The 15,620-nt window shown below is 65.3% G+C and carries 13 protein-coding genes; 8 read left to right on the plus strand and 5 right to left on the minus strand.

Going from position 1 to position 15,620, the window contains the following annotated elements; genetic code table 11:
• The first annotated feature begins 84 nt into the window (after positions 1–84).
• The 4 genes from IG122_RS15955 to IG122_RS15970 all read left to right on the plus strand — a co-directional run bounded on the left by IG122_RS15955 (position 85) and on the right by IG122_RS15970 (position 5,095).
• Positions 85–582 carry a PAS domain-containing protein gene (locus tag IG122_RS15955; protein ID WP_193185516.1) on the plus strand — a complete coding sequence of 166 codons (498 nt, stop codon included), beginning with the start codon at positions 85–87 and terminating at the stop codon, positions 580–582.
• Positions 583–638: 56 nt separating this feature from the next.
• Positions 639–2,717 (plus strand): hydantoinase/oxoprolinase family protein, encoded by a 2,079-nt coding sequence (locus IG122_RS15960; RefSeq protein ID WP_193185519.1) that lies wholly within the window; start codon positions 639–641, stop codon positions 2,715–2,717.
• Complete coding sequence (locus IG122_RS15965) at positions 2,714–4,492, plus strand: hydantoinase B/oxoprolinase family protein (protein ID WP_193185522.1); 1,779 nt, start codon at positions 2,714–2,716, stop codon at positions 4,490–4,492. The genes IG122_RS15960 and IG122_RS15965 overlap by 4 nt, the downstream gene beginning before the upstream one ends.
• Positions 4,493–4,642: 150 nt before the next feature.
• The gene (locus IG122_RS15970) at positions 4,643–5,095 is read left to right on the plus strand and encodes a hypothetical protein (protein WP_193185527.1); all 453 of its coding nucleotides are present in this window, start codon (positions 4,643–4,645) and stop codon (positions 5,093–5,095) included.
• An 8-nt stretch (positions 5,096–5,103) separates the two neighbouring features.
• Here the strand turns inward: IG122_RS15970 and IG122_RS15975 are convergent, their stop codons facing one another.
• From IG122_RS15975 to IG122_RS15985, 3 genes are all read right to left on the minus strand, one after another.
• Positions 5,104–6,348 (minus strand): SAM-dependent methyltransferase, encoded by a 1,245-nt coding sequence (locus IG122_RS15975; RefSeq protein ID WP_193185530.1) that lies wholly within the window; start codon positions 6,346–6,348, stop codon positions 5,104–5,106.
• Between the two features lie 201 nt (positions 6,349–6,549).
• On the minus strand, positions 6,550–7,866 hold the full coding sequence (locus IG122_RS15980) for a B12-binding domain-containing radical SAM protein (protein WP_193185533.1): 1,317 nt from the start codon (positions 7,864–7,866) through the stop codon (positions 6,550–6,552).
• A 256-nt stretch (positions 7,867–8,122) separates the two neighbouring features.
• Positions 8,123–9,043, minus strand: a complete 921-nt coding sequence (locus tag IG122_RS15985) for a PAS domain-containing protein (protein ID WP_193185537.1) — start codon at positions 9,041–9,043, stop codon at positions 8,123–8,125.
• Between IG122_RS15985 and serA the strand changes: the two genes are divergently transcribed.
• Entirely contained in the window at positions 9,042–10,295 is a 1,254-nt protein-coding gene (gene serA / locus IG122_RS15990; protein WP_193185541.1) for a phosphoglycerate dehydrogenase, read from the plus strand. The two genes, IG122_RS15985 and serA, sit on opposite strands and share 2 nt — an antisense overlap.
• Before the next feature lie 55 nt (positions 10,296–10,350).
• Positions 10,351–11,049, plus strand: a complete 699-nt coding sequence (locus IG122_RS15995; protein WP_193185544.1) for a DUF599 domain-containing protein — start codon at positions 10,351–10,353, stop codon at positions 11,047–11,049.
• On the opposite strand, the gene IG122_RS16000 is transcribed toward IG122_RS15995, so the two are convergent.
• On the minus strand, positions 11,046–13,085 hold the full coding sequence (locus IG122_RS16000) for an NADH:flavin oxidoreductase (protein WP_193185548.1): 2,040 nt from the start codon (positions 13,083–13,085) through the stop codon (positions 11,046–11,048). The two genes, IG122_RS15995 and IG122_RS16000, sit on opposite strands and share 4 nt — an antisense overlap.
• 88 nt (positions 13,086–13,173) lie before the next feature.
• Positions 13,174–13,638: a flavodoxin family protein gene (locus IG122_RS16005; protein ID WP_193185551.1), complete on the minus strand. Its 465-nt coding sequence runs from the start codon at positions 13,636–13,638 to the stop codon at positions 13,174–13,176.
• A gap of 187 nt (positions 13,639–13,825) precedes the next feature.
• Between IG122_RS16005 and IG122_RS16010 the strand changes: the two genes are divergently transcribed.
• Both IG122_RS16010 and IG122_RS16015 read left to right on the plus strand, forming a co-directional pair.
• A complete protein-coding gene (locus IG122_RS16010; protein WP_193185554.1) occupies positions 13,826–14,599 on the plus strand; it encodes a nitroreductase family protein in 774 nt (257 codons plus the stop codon).
• 48 nt (positions 14,600–14,647) lie between these two features.
• Positions 14,648–15,511, plus strand: coding sequence for an isocitrate lyase/PEP mutase family protein (locus IG122_RS16015; protein ID WP_193185557.1), 864 nt, complete (start codon positions 14,648–14,650; stop codon positions 15,509–15,511).
• Positions 15,512–15,620: the final 109 nt, after the last annotated feature.

Below are 15,620 nucleotides of genomic sequence, written 5' to 3' on the forward strand. Positions count from 1 at the left end.
ATGCCCGAGAGGCTCACGGCATAGAATTTGATAAGGTTTTGATCGGATAATCCGTGCAACCGAGGCAGATCCGGAACCCAGGGTGTGAGCTGGCAATACGAGACTTCATTCGAAAGTGAAGATCCCGCGGTCGGCAGGTTCCTCCGGCTCTGGGAGGATCGCTGCGTCGGAGAGGCCCTGCCGTCGCGCAAATCCTTCGAAATCACCGACCTCAAGGAGTGGCTGGGCCATATCCTGATTCTCGACGCAATCGACGGCGGGGCGGATTTCCGCTACCGGCTGGTCGGCGTGGAGATCGTCAGGGCCGTTGGCCGGGACTATACCGGCCGGCTGATGTCGGAATGCGAATTCGAGGTGCCGGCCAGACAGGTGATCGGGGAATTCCGCGCGGTCGTCGAGGCGCGCCGTCCGCTGGTGCGCCGCGGGCATGTCACCTGGGCGCCGGACCGGAGCTGGCGCAGCTTCCAGTCTGTCCATGCGCCGCTCGCCTCGGACGGTCATATTGTCGACAAGACCATGGGCGTGCTGCTGATCGGCGATACCGCACCCCGTTTTCCCGGCTTGGGGTCTTACGTTCGCTGATCCGGGCGCGCTAGAGTGACGGTTCCCGTCCTGCCCAACCCCGAGAGTTCTTCCGCATGATTTCCCTCAAGGCCCCCTGGCGGATCGGCGTCGATGTGGGGGGCACCTTCACGGATATGGTCGTTGCCGGCGCGGATGGCGCGCTGCATGTGTTCAAAGTGCCGTCGGTGCCGTCTGACCCGGCGAAGGGCGTGATGAACGCGGTGGCGAAGGCGGCGGCGGATCTCGGTCTCTCCGAAGCCGATTTCCTCGGGCGATGTTCCTTTTTCGCACACGGCTCTACGGTCGCGACCAACACGCTGCTGGAGCGCAAGGGCGCGCGGGTCGGGATGCTGACGACCGAGGGCTTCCGCGATTCCCTCGAGATCCGGCGCGGCATACGACCCAATCCCTGGGACCATCGCACGCCTTATCCGGAAGTGCTGGTGCCGCGCTATCTGCGCCGTCCGGTCGCCGGACGGCTGGACACGCACGGCCGGGAACTGGAACCGCTCGATCTCGGCCAGGTGCGGGATATCGGCGCACGGTTCCGGGCCGAGGGCGTCGAGGCTGTGGCGATTTGCCTGATGAACGCTTTCGCCAACCCGGCGCACGAGATCGCGGCGGCGGAAGTGCTGGCCGAGAGCTGGGGTGGCGGCTGGATCGCCCGTTCCAGCGCTGTCGCGCCGATCATCGGCGAATACGAACGCGGCTCGACGACGGTGGTCAGCGCCTATGTCGCGCCGCGCGTGGTCGGCTATCTGCAGGAACTGGAGGCGGCGCTGGCGGCCGCGGGGCTCCGCCACAAGCTTTTCATGCTGCAATCGAACGGCGGCGCGGTCTCGGTCGGGCAGATCGCGGAGCGCCCGGTGAACCTGATCCTCTCCGGGCCTGCGGCCGGGGTCGGCTCGATGCGGCATCTGGCGGAGGTCTCCGGCCATGACGACCTGCTCTCGATGGAGATCGGCGGCACGAGCTGCGACGTCATGCTGATGTCCGGCGGACGTATCGCGATCACCGACGAGCTTGCCGTCGCCGATTACGATCTCGTCATTCCCTCGGTCGATATCCACACCGTCGGGGCGGGCGGCGGAACCATCGCGGGGGTGGACGGCGCGGGCATGCTGTTCGCAGGACCCAAGGGCGCCGGCGCCGATCCGGGGCCGGCCTGCTACGGCCTTGGCGGGAGCGAGCCGACGGTGACCGACGCCAATCTCGTGCTCGGGCGTCTGAAGCCCGGCGCCTATGCCGGCGGATCGGTGATTCTGGATCTCGAGAAGGCCCGCGCGGCGGTCCAAAGCCGTGTCGCCGGGCCGCTCGGGCTCACGATCGAAGAAGGGGCCGCCGGGATCATTCGCCTGGTCGAGCAGAACCTGCTGCATGCGGTGGAGCGGATCTCGATCCAGCGGGGGCAGAATCCGAGGCGCTTCCGGCTCGTCGCCTGCGGCGGGGCCGGGCCGATGCACGGCGCGCCGGTCGGCCGCAAGCTCGGCTGCGCGTCCGTCTATGTCCCGCGTCAGGCGGGTGCCTTCTGCGCCCTCGGCATGCTGCATTCCGACGTGCGGCAGGATTTCATGGACGTGCATTTCCAGGATCTCGATACGCTTTCGGAACAACCTCTGGAAGAGCGCTACCGGGTGCTGGAGGCGCGGGCACGGCACCTGCTCGCGGACGAGGGCTTTGCGGAAGAGGCGATGCGGACGGAGCGGGAGCTGGATCTGCGTTATGACGGCCAGCAATGGGATCTCCGCATTCCGGTTGCGTCGGAGGACGGCGCAACCGAGATCCGCGCCGCTTTCGAGCGCGAATACGAGCAGCGTTTCGGCCATCTCGTGGCGGGCGGACGCATCCTGATCACCGCGCTCCGCGTGGTCGGCAAGGGTCTGCTGCCGCCGCTCGCCGAGGCGCGGATGCCTCGGGCGCAGGGATCTGCGGCGCCGGTCGAACGGCGGCCGGTTTTCATCGACGAGCGTCACGGCATTTTGGAGACTGCGGTCTATCGCGGCGGCGATCTCCTGCCGGGGCATGACCTGCCCGGGCCGCTGCTGATCGAGGAGGCGACGACGACCATCTTCGCCGGTCCGGGCGACCGGGTGACAGTGGATGCGGCGGGGAACTATCTCATCACTTTCGAAGACCGGGAGGCCTCGGCATGAGCGCGACAACCGGCATATCCGCCGATCCGGTGCTGCTTGCCCTGACGCAGAATCGACTCGACCATATCTCGCAGCAGATGGGCCATGTGATGGTGCGCACCGCGCGCAGCCCGATCTTCAGTCAGGCGCACGATTTCACCTGCTTCATCGCCGGCCCGGACGGGCGGGTGACGGCGCAGGCCGACGGGATTCCGATCCACAGCGGCGGCGGCGGCTTCGCCGCGCGCGCGATCCTCCGCGACTTTGCGGACGACATCGCCGACGGCGATGTGTTCCTGCTGAACGATCCCTGGGCGGCGGGCGGCAATCACTTGCCGGACTGGGTGATCGCCCGCCCGGTCTTCGTCGGCGGGAGGCTGGTCTCGCTGGTCTGCAACCGGGCACACCAGTCTGATATCGGCGGCGGCGCGGCGGGCACCTACAATCCGGAGGCGACCGAGGTCTGGCAGGAAGGGGTCCGGCTGCCGGTGCTGAAGCTGGTCGAGGGCGGGAAGGTGCGCCGCGATCTCTGGAAGCTGCTGCTGCTGAACACCCGGACGCCGGACCTGCTGGAAGGCGATCTCGGCGCCATGCTCGGCTCGACCAGGATCGGTGCGGAGCAGGTGGCGGGTTTGGTCGAGGAACTCGGGGTCGAGGCTGCGCTCGGCTATTTCGACGGCATCCTCTCCCATGCTGCGGGGCGCATGGGGGCCGCGCTCGCGGACTTGCCGGACGGGGTCTACGCGGGCGAGGAGCGCAGCGACAACGATTGTTTCGAGCTGCGCGACATCTGGGTCCGGGCGAAGGTGACGATTAAAGGCGGCCGGGCCCTGGTCGATTTCACCGGCACCGACCCGCAGATCCGTGGCTTCAAGAACTCGACCCTCGCGAACACTCATTCGGCGGTCTACACAGCCTTCGCCTCCTTCTTCGACCCGGCGATCCCGCGCAACGAGGGGACCTTTTCCGTGATCGACATCGTGGCGCCGGAAGGCAGCCTAGTGAATGCGCGGGAAGGCGCTCCGACCACCATGGACACGGTCTTCGTCGCGCACGAGATCATCCACGCGGTCTGGAAGGCGCTGAACCAGGCGGCCCCGGAGCGGGCGGCGGCAGGATGGGCGAAGAACATCTTCGGCGTCACGTCGGGCCGCGAGACCGGCGCCGACGGCCGGGAAGGCCGACCATACGTCTTCTATCACGGCCTGGCAGCGGCGGGCGCGGGTGCGGTCGAGGGCCGCGACGGGTTCAACCAGATCGGTCATCTCTGCACCCTCGGCGGCCTCACCATCTCCAACGCCGAGACCTACGAACGGCTCTATCCGGTGCACTTCCACCGTCAGGAACTGCGCTGCGACGGCGGCGGGGCCGGGCGCTGGCGCGGCGGCACCGGCGCTCATTACGATGTCGAGATAAAAACCCCGGCGCTCTATTCCTTCCGCGGCGAGGGGCTGCGCTACGAGACCGGGTTCGGCATCAAGGGCGGCAGCTATGGAGCCGCCGGTGAGATGCATGTTCAGGAGGATGGCGCTGCGGCGGAACTTGCACCGAAATTCGGCCTGAAACGCATGGGGGCGGGCCGCCTGACTGCAAGCTCTCCCGGCGGCGGGGGCTGGGGCGATCCGAGGACGCGGCCCCTCGAAGCGGTCTGGCGCGACTGGCGCGACGGTCTGGTCTCGACCGAAGCCGCCCGGGAGAGTTATGGCGTGGCGTTCGTCGGATATCCCGACGATCCGGGATCGAGCTTCGAGGCGTCGATAGATGCGGCGGAAACCGAGCGGTTGCGGAAAGCCTGAGCGCTCACGGAGGCCAATTCCTTTCCTGCGTCGCCATTGCGTGTTCCCGTGACGCCGGAGACCCACTCCGGATGGTCCGTTTATTGCTTTTGCTCTTGCCTCCGCCCGGCGCCGCGCCGGGCCGCACCGGAAAGGTGAGAGCCGAACAGAATGTCGATCGTCTTCAATGCGGATTATCCCGGCACCGGGTTCGTCGCGTCCGAGCGGAGCGTGCAGTGGCACCTCGGGTTCGCGCCGGGTGCGGGGACGGCCGATATCGTCGAGACCCAGCTGTCAGGGGAGCGGATGATGCGCCGCTCCACGGACCGCGATCCGGCCGATGCCTCTCTCGAGAGGCCGGCCGAGATGGCGGGCACTCCCGATACCCAGGCCGCGATCCGCAAGCTGCTCGCCGTCTATGGCGAGGACGAGTCGCGCGACCATTTCGAGGTCAGAGGCTTGGAGCCGGCGGGACGAGTGGACAGTTTCGATCTCGCACTGATCGATCCGGTGCCGGAATCGGCGCCGCAAGCGATTCAGGCCGCTCCGCTTTCGGAGTTTTCGGCCATGCATGAAATGCCCGGCAATTCCATCATGAGCGCCGAGGACTTCCTCCTGCTCTGACGCATGGGTCAGTTCGCCCGGGCCTTCGGATCGGGAACGCGGCGCAGGGCCGGCGTCGAGGCTTTCTCGAATGTCCCGATATAGTCGCGGGTCAGCGGCACCGCCTCGATGTCCTTCGCCAGCTGGATCTGGAAGACCATGTGGCCCATGCGGCGGAAGGCGAGTTCCGAGCCGATCAGATACATCTCCCACATCCGGCAGAACCGCTCGTCATAGAGTTTCGCCATCTCATCCCAGTGCCGGTCGAAGCGTTCGCGCCAATGCCGCAGGGTCTCGGCGTAATGCAGGCGCAGGATCTCGATATCGGTTGCCCAGAGCCTCTCGCGCTCGATCGCCGGCAGCACTTCGGAAAGGGCGGGCGAATAGCCGCCGGGAAAGATGTAGCGGCGGATCCAGGGGTTTGTGACCCCCGGACCGTCATGCCGGCCGATCGAATGCAGCAATCCGACGCCGTCATCCTTCAGCAGAGTACGCACCTTGCCGAAGAACTCGCCGTAATGGCCGACCCCGACATGCTCGAACATGCCGACGGAGACGACCCGGTCGAACTGCTCCTCGAGCAGACGGTAGTCGCGCAGCACGAAGCGGACACGGTCCTCGAGACCGGCGGCACGGGCCCGCTCCATGGCGTATTTGTGCTGCTCGACCGAAAGGGTGACGCCGAGCACCTCGACATCGGCCATCCGGGCGAGCGCAAGCGCCAACCCGCCCCAGCCGCAGCCGATATCGAGCACCCGTTGACCCGGCTTCAGCAGAAGCTTTGCCGCGATATGGCGGATTTTCGCTTCCTGCGCGGCGTCCAGTCCCATCTTCGGGTGGGTGAAATAGGCGCAGGAATACTGTCTCTGCGGGTCGAGGAAACTGTCATAGAGCGCGTCGGAAAGGTCGTAGTGGTGCGCGACGTTTCGCCGGGCCCGGTGCAGCGGATTATGCTGCTGCATCCGGCGCAGCAGCGCCGCGCCGCCATCGATGATCCGCTGCAACGGATGCGCCGCCAGCCGGTCGAGATTGACCGCTGCGATGTCGACGAAATCGTAGAGCGTGCCTTCCTCGACCGTTAGTCGGCCGTCCATATAGGCTTCGCCGACCGCCATCGTCGGATGGAGACCGAGATGGAGGTCCGTTTTCCAGTCGTGAATTCTGAGAGTTACGTGTGGCGCCCCGGAACCGGCGGTCCGGCGCCGCCCGGACGGATCGATAACGGTTATCGATCCCGACTTCACCACCTGGGTCAGCAGCTTTGCAAAAAACATCAGACGCCCACCCCACCAACGGCGAAGGCGTAAACCGGAGCGCAGACGATCGCTCCGGCCTCGCGATCGCGTGTTTCACGGATGTGTTATGGTTAATGATGCGCCCAAATGGGGAAAAATTCAAATGGCCTCATTCTCGTTGAGGCTTCATGGGGATTGCCCGGGCCGGTCAATTTCCCGGGATCGCACGTGCCGTCCCGATCAGGCCGCGAAGACGTGCAGGTCCCGTCGCTTGAAGAACTCGACATATTCCTGGATCGTCGCTTCCAGCATGGCGCGCTCCTCGGCCGGCCGGACGTCGGGCATGATGAAATCTTTGACCGGCTCCCGGCAGAAATCGTCCCAGTGATCCCGTTCGAAACGTCCTTCCGCCAGGAGCTGGCTGTAGAACGGAGTCTCCGCAAGCGGCGAGAGAATATTGAAGTAGGGAATCCTGATGTTCATTTCCTCGATCAGCGCGGGGAGCCTGCGGCGGTATTCCTCGGTTTCCCCGGGCGATCCGAGAATGAAATAGCCGAGAATGTCGATGCCATGCTTTGCGCAGTGGTTGGCGAATTTTTCCACATGCTTCACGCGCTGCGACTTCTTCAGGTTCTCGAGCACGGTGTCATCAAGGCTCTCGATCCCGACATGCAGTCTCTTGCAGCCCGCCGCCGCCAGTTCGGCGACGACTTCCTCGCGAACCTCGACCGTGCCGCGCGCGCTCCAGTCGATATCGATCCCGCGCGAGGTCAGTTCCCGGCTGATGTCGACGACCCGGCTTTTGCGGATGTTAAACGCGTCGTCGAGGATATGGATCGAGGTGGCGCCGTAGTCGATCAGGTCCTCGAATTCATCTCCCACACGTTCCGGACTCTTGAAATTGAAAGTCTTCTGCTGCACGTCGCAGTAGATGCAACTGAACGGGCAGCCCTTGGAGGTGAATAGAGGGAGGCGAAGCCGCCCGACGTCGAAGAGAAGGTCGTCGTTCTTCTCGATAAAGTAATCTTCCTTGTCGAGGAGACGGCGGGCCGGTAGCGGGAGTGCGTTGAGGTCGGCCTGGCCGCCATCGAAGATGCCTTTCGGACATCCGTCGGCAAGCCACTTCGGGAACGTAACCTCCGCATCGTCGATGAAGACGGCATCGGCGCCCTGCTCGATGATGTATGCCGAACTCTTGGTCGTGTGCGGTCCGCCGACGACTTTCACGGGCGCAGAGCAGCGCTTCAGGATCTGGACCATCGACCAGGCGCGATAGGTGACGACGGACAGACCGAGAATGTCAGGCTCGAAGGCTTCGATTTCGGCGATCGTCTCCTCAAGCGTCATGCCGCGGCTGGCCGCGTCCAGCACCTTGACCTCGTAGTCGGGCGGGATGCAGGCGGCAATGCTGAGAACGCCGAGCGGCATGTATTTGACGGCGCTGTTCTTGTAGAACTTGTCCGTTACCTTGTCGCGCACCTCGCCTTCGTAGGGCATGACCGCAAGGAGGATTTTCCGGGGGCGCAGATTGGGCAGCCAACTGACCTTCGGGATCATTGAAGTGTTCCTTTCGACAGCGTTCTGTTGTCTCGCGAATCACGGCAATTCAGACTCTCGCCAAGTGTCGCAACACTCACCAAGCCACAAGCAAAGCAAATCTGGTGCCACAAGTGCCAATCTCAAAACTAGCAGAATCACAACTTATTGGATACCGGTCCCGATATCGCCGAAGGCGTGGGCTTCCGAACGCTCGTGCCGGTCGGGGCAAATCCGGGGAAGACATGCGGGGAATGATCGGGTTTCTGATCCCGCCTCATCTGCTTGCGCGAATGAGATCCTCGAAACGCTCGTCAACGCCGAAGCCGAGATCGATCAGATCGCGGCGGACGACGATCGATTCCTCAAGCTCGGGATCGCTGTTCCGAATGCGGGCGGGCGGTGCGGAAGACTCGTCGGCGAAAAGGATGAAGCCGTCGATTTCGGGGTCCGGGGAGCGCAGGGGGAAGGCACATGCCTCCGCCGGCGTCTCCATTCCGTTGGAAAAGCGCTGGATGAGCTCGACACGAAAGCCGCAGGGAATGCTGACCACCATGTCCATCGACCGCACCGCGTGGCTGCGCCGGGCCGGGTCGACGAGATCGTAATAATTCTGGCCGACGAGCTTGCGTCCGAATCTGGAGCGTATTTCCTCACCGGCGATCCGGAAAACACAGGCGGAGCGGAGCTTGACCGCGGCAAGCGCGACATTCGCCATGGCCGGCGCGATTCCAGAGAGGTCGAGACCGTTCTTGCATGGAATCTGTCCCCCCGCGCGCTCGAGGAGGGCAGCATAGGCGGACGCCACGAGGCGGCAGCTCTCGGTCCCGAATCCGGGCAGCGCGGCGGCGACGCTTGCGTGATACCCTGGTCGGCGGGTGGCCCAGCGCGACATGTTCTTTCCCCCAAAAACACACGGGACGACCAATCCCCCGATGGTGACGCCCGTGTGCAAGCCAGACAGAAAATGCATCGCAAGGCTTTCTAAAGGGTAAACGCGGGACCCCGGGCGTACGTCCGACTGGTGCCGGGGAACCTTCAAGCCCAAGGAAGCCCGAATCTGCGGCATGTCATCATCTTGCGGTTTCGGCCCCGTCTCTATATGTCTAGCGCCCCGGCGGCGGACCGCGCTCAGCGGCGTGCCGTGCGACAGCGCGTCAAGAAGACGCCGGTAACCGATCCGGACCTGTTCCAGCATGAGCAAAATTCAGAATCCGTCCCTGCCCAAGGACAAGATCAAGTTTCTCCTTCTCGAGGGGATTTCCGAAACCGCGACGCGGCAGCTCGAGCTGGCGGGATATTCCTGCGTCGAGCGCCATGCCAAGGCTCTGGAAGAGGACGCGCTGAAGGATGCGCTGGTCGATGTCCGGCTGCTCGGCATCCGCTCCCGGACCAAGGTGACGGAAAGCGTGATCGCCTCGACGGACAAGCTGATCGCGCTCGGCTGTTTCTCGGTCGGCACCAACCAGGTCGATCTCGAGGCGGCGAAGCGCAAGGGTATCCCGGTCTTTAACGCGCCGTTCTCCAACACCCGCAGCGTCGCGGAATTGACGATCGCCGAGATCGTAATGCTGTTCCGGCAGACCTTCCCGCGCTCCGTGGGGGCGCACGAAGGCCGCTGGGAAAAATCCGCGGCAGGCAGCCGCGAGGTTCGGGGCAAGACTCTCGGGATCGTCGGTTACGGCAATATCGGCACCCAGCTCGCGGTGCTGGCCGAAGCGATGGGCATGCGGGTGATCTTCTTCGATCGGACCGACAAGCTGCGCCACGGCAACGCCGAGCCGGCGGAAAGCCTGGACGCGCTGCTCGAGGCCTCCGATGTGGTCTCGCTGCACCTTCCGGAGACGCCGGAGACGAAGGACATGATAGGCGCGCGCGAGATCGGCAAGATGAAAAAGGGCGCCTGTCTCATCAACAACGCCCGCGGCACGATCCTCGATGTCGACGCGCTCGCCGCGGCTCTCAAGAGCGGCCATCTCGCCGGGGCGGCGGTGGACGTCTTCCCGGTGGAGCCGAAATCGAACGCGGACAGGTTCGCCTCGCCGCTGCAGGGGCTCGGCAACGTGATCCTGACCCCGCATGTCGGCGGCTCGACCGAAGAGGCGCAGGAGCGCATCGGCGAGGAAGTGATCCGCAAGCTGATCGAATATTCCGATGTCGGCTCAACGGTCGGCGCCGTGAACTTCCCCGAGGTGCAGCTTCCGCCGCGTCCGGCCGGGACCCGCTTCATCCAGGTGCAGCGCAATTTGCCGGGAGAACTCGGCCGTCTGAACGATGTCTTCGCCGCCTACAACATCAACATCGCTGCCCAGCATTACCAGACGGACGGCGAGATCGGGTACGTGGTGCTGGATGCGGAAGGGCACGTCGAGAAGGCGGACGAGCTGATCCGCGAGGTGCGGGCGCTCGACGGGACGATCCGCGCGCGGGTGCTGAACAGCATCGACTGACTTGGAGCCTGCTCGCGCCAAGGACTAGACTTCGGTCGGGCGCGGGGGGCATCACATGGAATCGGTCCTGGAAATCATGCGGCGCGACGATCTGCTCGCGCTTGCACTCTTCATGATCTGCTGGCTCGGTTACGAGACCTTCGTGGCGGTCAGCGTCAGGCGCGGCAAGGGCTTGCCCGCCGCGATGCAGGCCTGGCGGCGGGACTGGTTCTCCGCCGCGGTCGAGCGCGAGAACCGGATCATCGACGTTCAGATCGTCCGCTCGCTCGCCGGAAATTCCGCCTTCATGGCCTCGACGAGCATCTTCGTGGTGGGCGGCCTCGCAGCGGTCTTCGGCGCCTCCGAGCAGGCCGTTGCGGTGCTGAACCGGTTCAGTTTCCTGATCGAAACCTCGCAGGACCGCTTCGGCCTGAAGATCGCGCTGCTGATCTTCATCTTCACCTTTGCCTTCTTCCGCCTCGCCTGGTCGATTCGGCTGCACAACAATGCCGCCGTGGTGTTGGGCGCGATCCCGCAGCCGGAACTAAAGGACCAGCGGGACATTGGCATCGCGCGGGCGGCGGTGGCGGCGGAACTCGCGAGTCTCGCGGCGCGGCACTATAACGGCGGCGTGCACGCCTACTATTTCGGACTCGCGGTCTGCACCTGGTTCCTGCATCCCTTCGCCTTCATGGCCGCTTCGCTCTGGGTCGTGGCGATCCTCTACCGGAGGGAGTTCCGCTCCCGCGCTCTCAGGACCGTCCGGCGCGGCTAAAGGTCCTTGGCGAAGCGCAGCCCGTCATAGATCGCCGCGTGGATATTGCGAGACGCCACCGCGTCGCCGATCCGGGCGAGGAAAAAGCGGCCCTCCGGATTGCGGGCCGGGAAGGCGTCCGTGCTCCGGATCAGTGCCTTGTAGTCGACGGCACCCAGATTGCGCGAGGTGGGCTTGAGGCCGAAATAGAGCTCGTCCAGCGGCAAGGTCCCGTGTTCCACAACGACATGGTCGACCTCGCGCTCCTCGGTCCGCCTGTCATAGTCCGAGCCGAGCGTCGCCGTCAGAACGTTGCCGTTCCGGGTCACGCCGGTCAGCCGCGTGTTGATGGTGATCCGGCTGGCCGAGCGGTGCAGCGCACCCGCATAGGGTACATGATTGAGGCCCCCGATCTCCGGCGCGAAGAAGCGCTCGGGTGTGACGATCTCGACTTCGGCCCCCTTGTCGATCAGCATTTCCGCCGCCTGCATCGCGGGATGGCCGCCATTGTCGTCATAGACCAGGACCCGGCCCGTGGGGCTGACCTCGCCCGAGAGGATGTCCCAGGTCGAGTGCACGAGCTCGTTGCCGGTTTCCAGGATCTCCGGGTTGGGCAGGCCGCCGGTCGCGACGAACACTATGTCCGGGTCTTCGGCCGTGACGTCCGTTGCCTCGGCGTAATGATTGTAGCGGATCTCCACGCCGGCGGCGGCGAGCTGTTCGAGGCGCCAGTCGACGATCCCGATCAGTTCCGAGCGCCGCTTGCTCTGTGCCGCGAGGCGCACCTGCCCGCCGGCTTCCGGGCCGGCCTCGAAGACGGTGACCGCATGGCCCCGCGCGCCGGCGACGCGCGCCGCTTCCAGCCCGGCGGGACCGGCCCCGACCACGATGATGCGTTTCCGCGGTCCCTCCGCCGGGGAGATCACCTGCGGCATCGTCAGCTCGCGCCCGGTGGCGGCGTTGTGGATGCAGAGCGCCTCGTGCCCCTCGTAGATCCGGTCGAGGCAATAGGTCGCGCCGACGCAGGGCCGGATGTCCTGCTCGCGTCCCTGGGAGAGTTTCAGGGCGATATGCGGATCGGCGATATGGGCCCGGGTCATGCCGACCATGTCGAGCTTGCCTTCCGCGACCGCATGGCGGGCGGTGGCGACATCCTGGATGCGGGCGGCATGGAAGACCGGGAACTTGGTTTCCGCCCGGACCTCGCCCGCGAAATCGAGATGCGGGGCCGAGGCCATGCCCTGGATCGGAATCACGCCCGAGAGCGCCGCGTCGGTGTCGATATGGCCGCGGATCACGTTCAGGAAGTCGATCTGCCCGGTCCCGACCAGGCGTCTGCAGATCTCGATCCCCTCCTCGCGGGAGAGGCCTTTCTCCCACTGCTCGTCGGCGACGAGCCGCAGTCCGACAATGAAGTCCGGTCCGACCCGTTCGCGGATGCTGTCGAGCACGCGGCGGGTAAAGCGCAGCCGGTTGTCGAGGCTGCCGCCATGTTCGTCGCTGCGGAAATTCGTTGCAGGCGACCAGAAGCCGTCGAGCAGGTGGCCGTAGCATTCGAGTTCGATGCCGTCGAGACCGGCGGCCTGCATGCGTTCGACGGCGGCCGCGTAATCCGCCGCGATCCGGTCGAGGTCCCAGTCCTCGGCTTCTTTCGGAAAGGCCCGGTGGGCCGGCTCGCGCACCGGCGATGGAGCGAGGACAGGCAGCCAGTCGGCCTTGTTCCAGTTCGTGCGGCGGCCGAGATGGGTGAGCTGGATCATCACCGCGGTGCCGTATTCGTGGCAGTCGTCCGCCAAGCGTTTCAGATGCGGAACGATCTCGTCCTTGTAGGCATAGAGGTTGCCGAAGGCGGCGGGACTGTCCTCGGAGACGACGGCGGAGCCGGCCGTCATGGTCAGCGCGATGCCTCCCTTCGCCTTCTCCAGGTGATAGAGCCGGTAACGGTCTGTCGGCATCCCGTCCTCGGAATAGGCGGGCTCGTGCGATGTCGACATCAGGCGGTTACGCAGGGTCAGGTGCTTCAGCTGATAGGGCTGCAGCAGCGGGTCGCTCGACATCATCTTCCTCCGCGGCGGACGGGTGATCGAAAGAAGGCTAGCATTCCACCCGTCGTGTATTCGTTCCGTGCCGACATTTTTGCAGGTCCTAGAAGATTCCGGCTTCGAGCCCGGCCGCCATGCCCGCGCCGAGATCGCGGCATTGCTGAACGAAGTTCGGATTATAGGCGCCCCGGCAGACCAGCGGCTCCTGTACCGCCCGCCAGCGGAGGCCCGTGGTGATGCTCTCGACCGCCCGGCAGGTTCCGGTGCCGTCATGTCCGGCGCGTACGAACAGGGCATAGGGCAGGCCCTGGGTCTCCTCGAGGCAAGGATAATAGATCCGGTCGAAGAAATCCTTCAGGGCGCCGCTCATGTAGCCGAGATTTTCGGTGGTTCCGAGCAGTATGGCATCGCAGGACCGGACGGCGTCGGCGTCGGCGTCGAACGGGCCGAGGCAGCGGACACTCACGGCCGCCCCGCCGGCGTCGTTCGCCCCGGCGAGCGCGGCGTGGCGTAGGGCTTTTGTGTTCTCGGACGGCGCGTGGGCGACGATCAGCAGGGATCTGGACATGGGTGTCAGCCTAGCAAACCGGGGGCCGCGCCGTGCAAGCCCTATTCGTGCCCGCTCGGCACCGCTGGTTTTCCCGCGATTCCGGTCCACATTGCGGCAGGGTGGCTTGCGGCACGGTTTCTTCTGCGTAGAGTCGCCGCCAACTGGCGCGGCCCGGCCGCGCGTGCGAACCGGAGACAGACACGAAATGCCCGACTCCCAGCAGATTCCCTCGAACGACGTGATCGACACGCTCCTCAACCGGGTCAGCGTCCGCAAATATTCGGGCGAGCCCGTGAGCGAAGCGATGGTCGAGACCATCCTCAAGACCGCCTTCCGCGCGCCGACCTCCTCGAATATCCAGTCCTACAGCGTGGTCGTGGTGCGCGATGCGGAGAAGCGCAAGGCGCTCGCAGCGGCCTGCGGCGGCCAGCGTCATGTCGCCGAGGCTCCGGTTTTCCTTGCTTTTTGCGCCGACCTGACGCGGATCGAGGATGCGCTCGTGCGCAACGGGCACAGCATCGACAGCAACAATCTGGAAACCGGTCTGGTCTCCGCGATCGACGCCGCGCTCGTCGGCATGTCGGCCTATCTCGTCGCCGACAGCCTCGGCATCAAGGGCGTGATGATCGGCGGCGCCCGCAACAAGCCGGTCGAGGTCGCCCGCATCCTGGGCCTGCCACAGCGGGTCTTCTGCGTCTTCGGCATGTGCCTTGGCTGGCCGGCGGAAGCGCCGGCGCAGAAGCCGCGCATGGACTATGACGGGCTGGTGCATTTCGAGGAATATGGCAAGAGCCGGACCGGCGCCGATGCGAAGAGGATCGTCGACGATTATGACGTTGCATTGGCGAAACATTATCGCGGGCAGGGACGGCAGACGACCGATGCCTCCTGGTCGGACGACATGGACAAGAAATTCCATCCATGGCTGCGCGACGATCTGCGCGAACGACTGAAGGAACTTGGCTTCGATTTCCGCTAGAGCGGGCAAACCGCCGCAAAGCGGATCTGAAAACAAGGGGAGGATCAGATGGACTGGAAAGACCGCCGTCGGAAATTCCGGCAGGTGATCGGGGGCGCGCGCTGCATCCGCCCGGGCTCCGTGCATGACGCGCTCTCGGCGCGGATCGCGGAGGATCTCGGCTTCGAGGCCGGAATGCTCGGCGGCTCCGTCGCCTCGCTCGCCGTGCTCGGTGCTCCGGACGTCATGGTCCTGACCTTGAGCGAACTTGCCGGGCTGGTGCTGCGGATCAACCGCGCGGGCAATCTGCCGCTGATGATCGATGCCGATCACGGCTTCGGCAACGCGCTGAATGTCCGGCGCACGGTGGAGGAACTGGAGGTGGCGGGCGCGGCCGGCCTCTCGATCGAGGATACCGACCTGCCCGAGCCGTACGGCAGCCAGGGCAAGACCCGTCTTCTGTCGCTCGAGCAAGGCGTGGGCAAGATGCGCGCCGCGCTCGCGGGACGTCAGGACCCCGACTTGGTGATCGCGGGCCGGACCAGCGCCCCGTCGGTCACCGGGCTCGAGGACGCGATCGCCCGGGCCAAGGCCTATGAGGAAGTCGGGGTCGATGCGATTTTCATGATCGGCCTGAAGACCCGTGCTGAGCTTGATGCGGTGTCCGCAGCTGTCAAGTTGCCGCTGATCATCGGCGGCGTTCCGGCGGAGCTGGACGACTGGGATTATCTCTCGGAACGCCGGGTCCGCATTGCGCTTCAGGGGCATCAGCCGATCTCCGCAGCGATCGCGGCGATCGAGCAGACCCTGCGGGCGCTGCGCGACGGGGCCCATCCGTCGGAAATCGGTGGGCTGGCCGATCCGGACCTGATCCGGCGGGTAACCCGTGCGGACGATTACGAGGCGCTGGCGGATCGCACCCTCGGGCGTTGAAGCTGTCGGCTCCGGCATGTCCGAATGCAAGGAAATCCGCTGATTCGCGGCTTGGTTTGCGGCCGGCGGCCGGAGCCGGGATTATCTATGCGCGAAGGTCTTGGCGCCA

Source organism: Nisaea sediminum (assembly GCF_014904705.1).
Classification (GTDB): Bacteria; Pseudomonadota; Alphaproteobacteria; order Thalassobaculales; family Thalassobaculaceae; genus Nisaea; species Nisaea sediminum.

What these genes read in the sequence shown, in the direction of transcription:
- IG122_RS15980 (WP_193185533.1), bottom strand. Translation starts at nt 7,866, where the DNA reads ATGATCCCGAAGGTCAGTTGGCTGCCCAATCTGCGCCCCCGGAAAATC.
- IG122_RS15985 (WP_193185537.1), bottom strand. Translation starts at nt 9,043, where the DNA reads ATGCTGGAACAGGTCCGGATCGGTTACCGGCGTCTTCTTGACGCGCTG.
- IG122_RS16005 (WP_193185551.1), bottom strand. Translation starts at nt 13,638, where the DNA reads ATGTCCAGATCCCTGCTGATCGTCGCCCACGCGCCGTCCGAGAACACA.
- IG122_RS15965 (WP_193185522.1), top strand. Translation starts at nt 2,714, where the DNA reads ATGAGCGCGACAACCGGCATATCCGCCGATCCGGTGCTGCTTGCCCTG.
- IG122_RS16015 (WP_193185557.1), top strand. Translation starts at nt 14,648, where the DNA reads ATGGACTGGAAAGACCGCCGTCGGAAATTCCGGCAGGTGATCGGGGGC.
- IG122_RS16010 (WP_193185554.1), top strand. Translation starts at nt 13,826, where the DNA reads ATGCCCGACTCCCAGCAGATTCCCTCGAACGACGTGATCGACACGCTC.
- IG122_RS15960 (WP_193185519.1), top strand. Translation starts at nt 639, where the DNA reads ATGATTTCCCTCAAGGCCCCCTGGCGGATCGGCGTCGATGTGGGGGGC.
- IG122_RS15995 (WP_193185544.1), top strand. Translation starts at nt 10,351, where the DNA reads ATGGAATCGGTCCTGGAAATCATGCGGCGCGACGATCTGCTCGCGCTT.
- IG122_RS15970 (WP_193185527.1), top strand. Translation starts at nt 4,643, where the DNA reads ATGTCGATCGTCTTCAATGCGGATTATCCCGGCACCGGGTTCGTCGCG.
- IG122_RS15975 (WP_193185530.1), bottom strand. Translation starts at nt 6,348, where the DNA reads ATGTTTTTTGCAAAGCTGCTGACCCAGGTGGTGAAGTCGGGATCGATA.
- IG122_RS16000 (WP_193185548.1), bottom strand. Translation starts at nt 13,085, where the DNA reads ATGTCGAGCGACCCGCTGCTGCAGCCCTATCAGCTGAAGCACCTGACC.
- serA (WP_193185541.1), top strand. Translation starts at nt 9,042, where the DNA reads ATGAGCAAAATTCAGAATCCGTCCCTGCCCAAGGACAAGATCAAGTTT.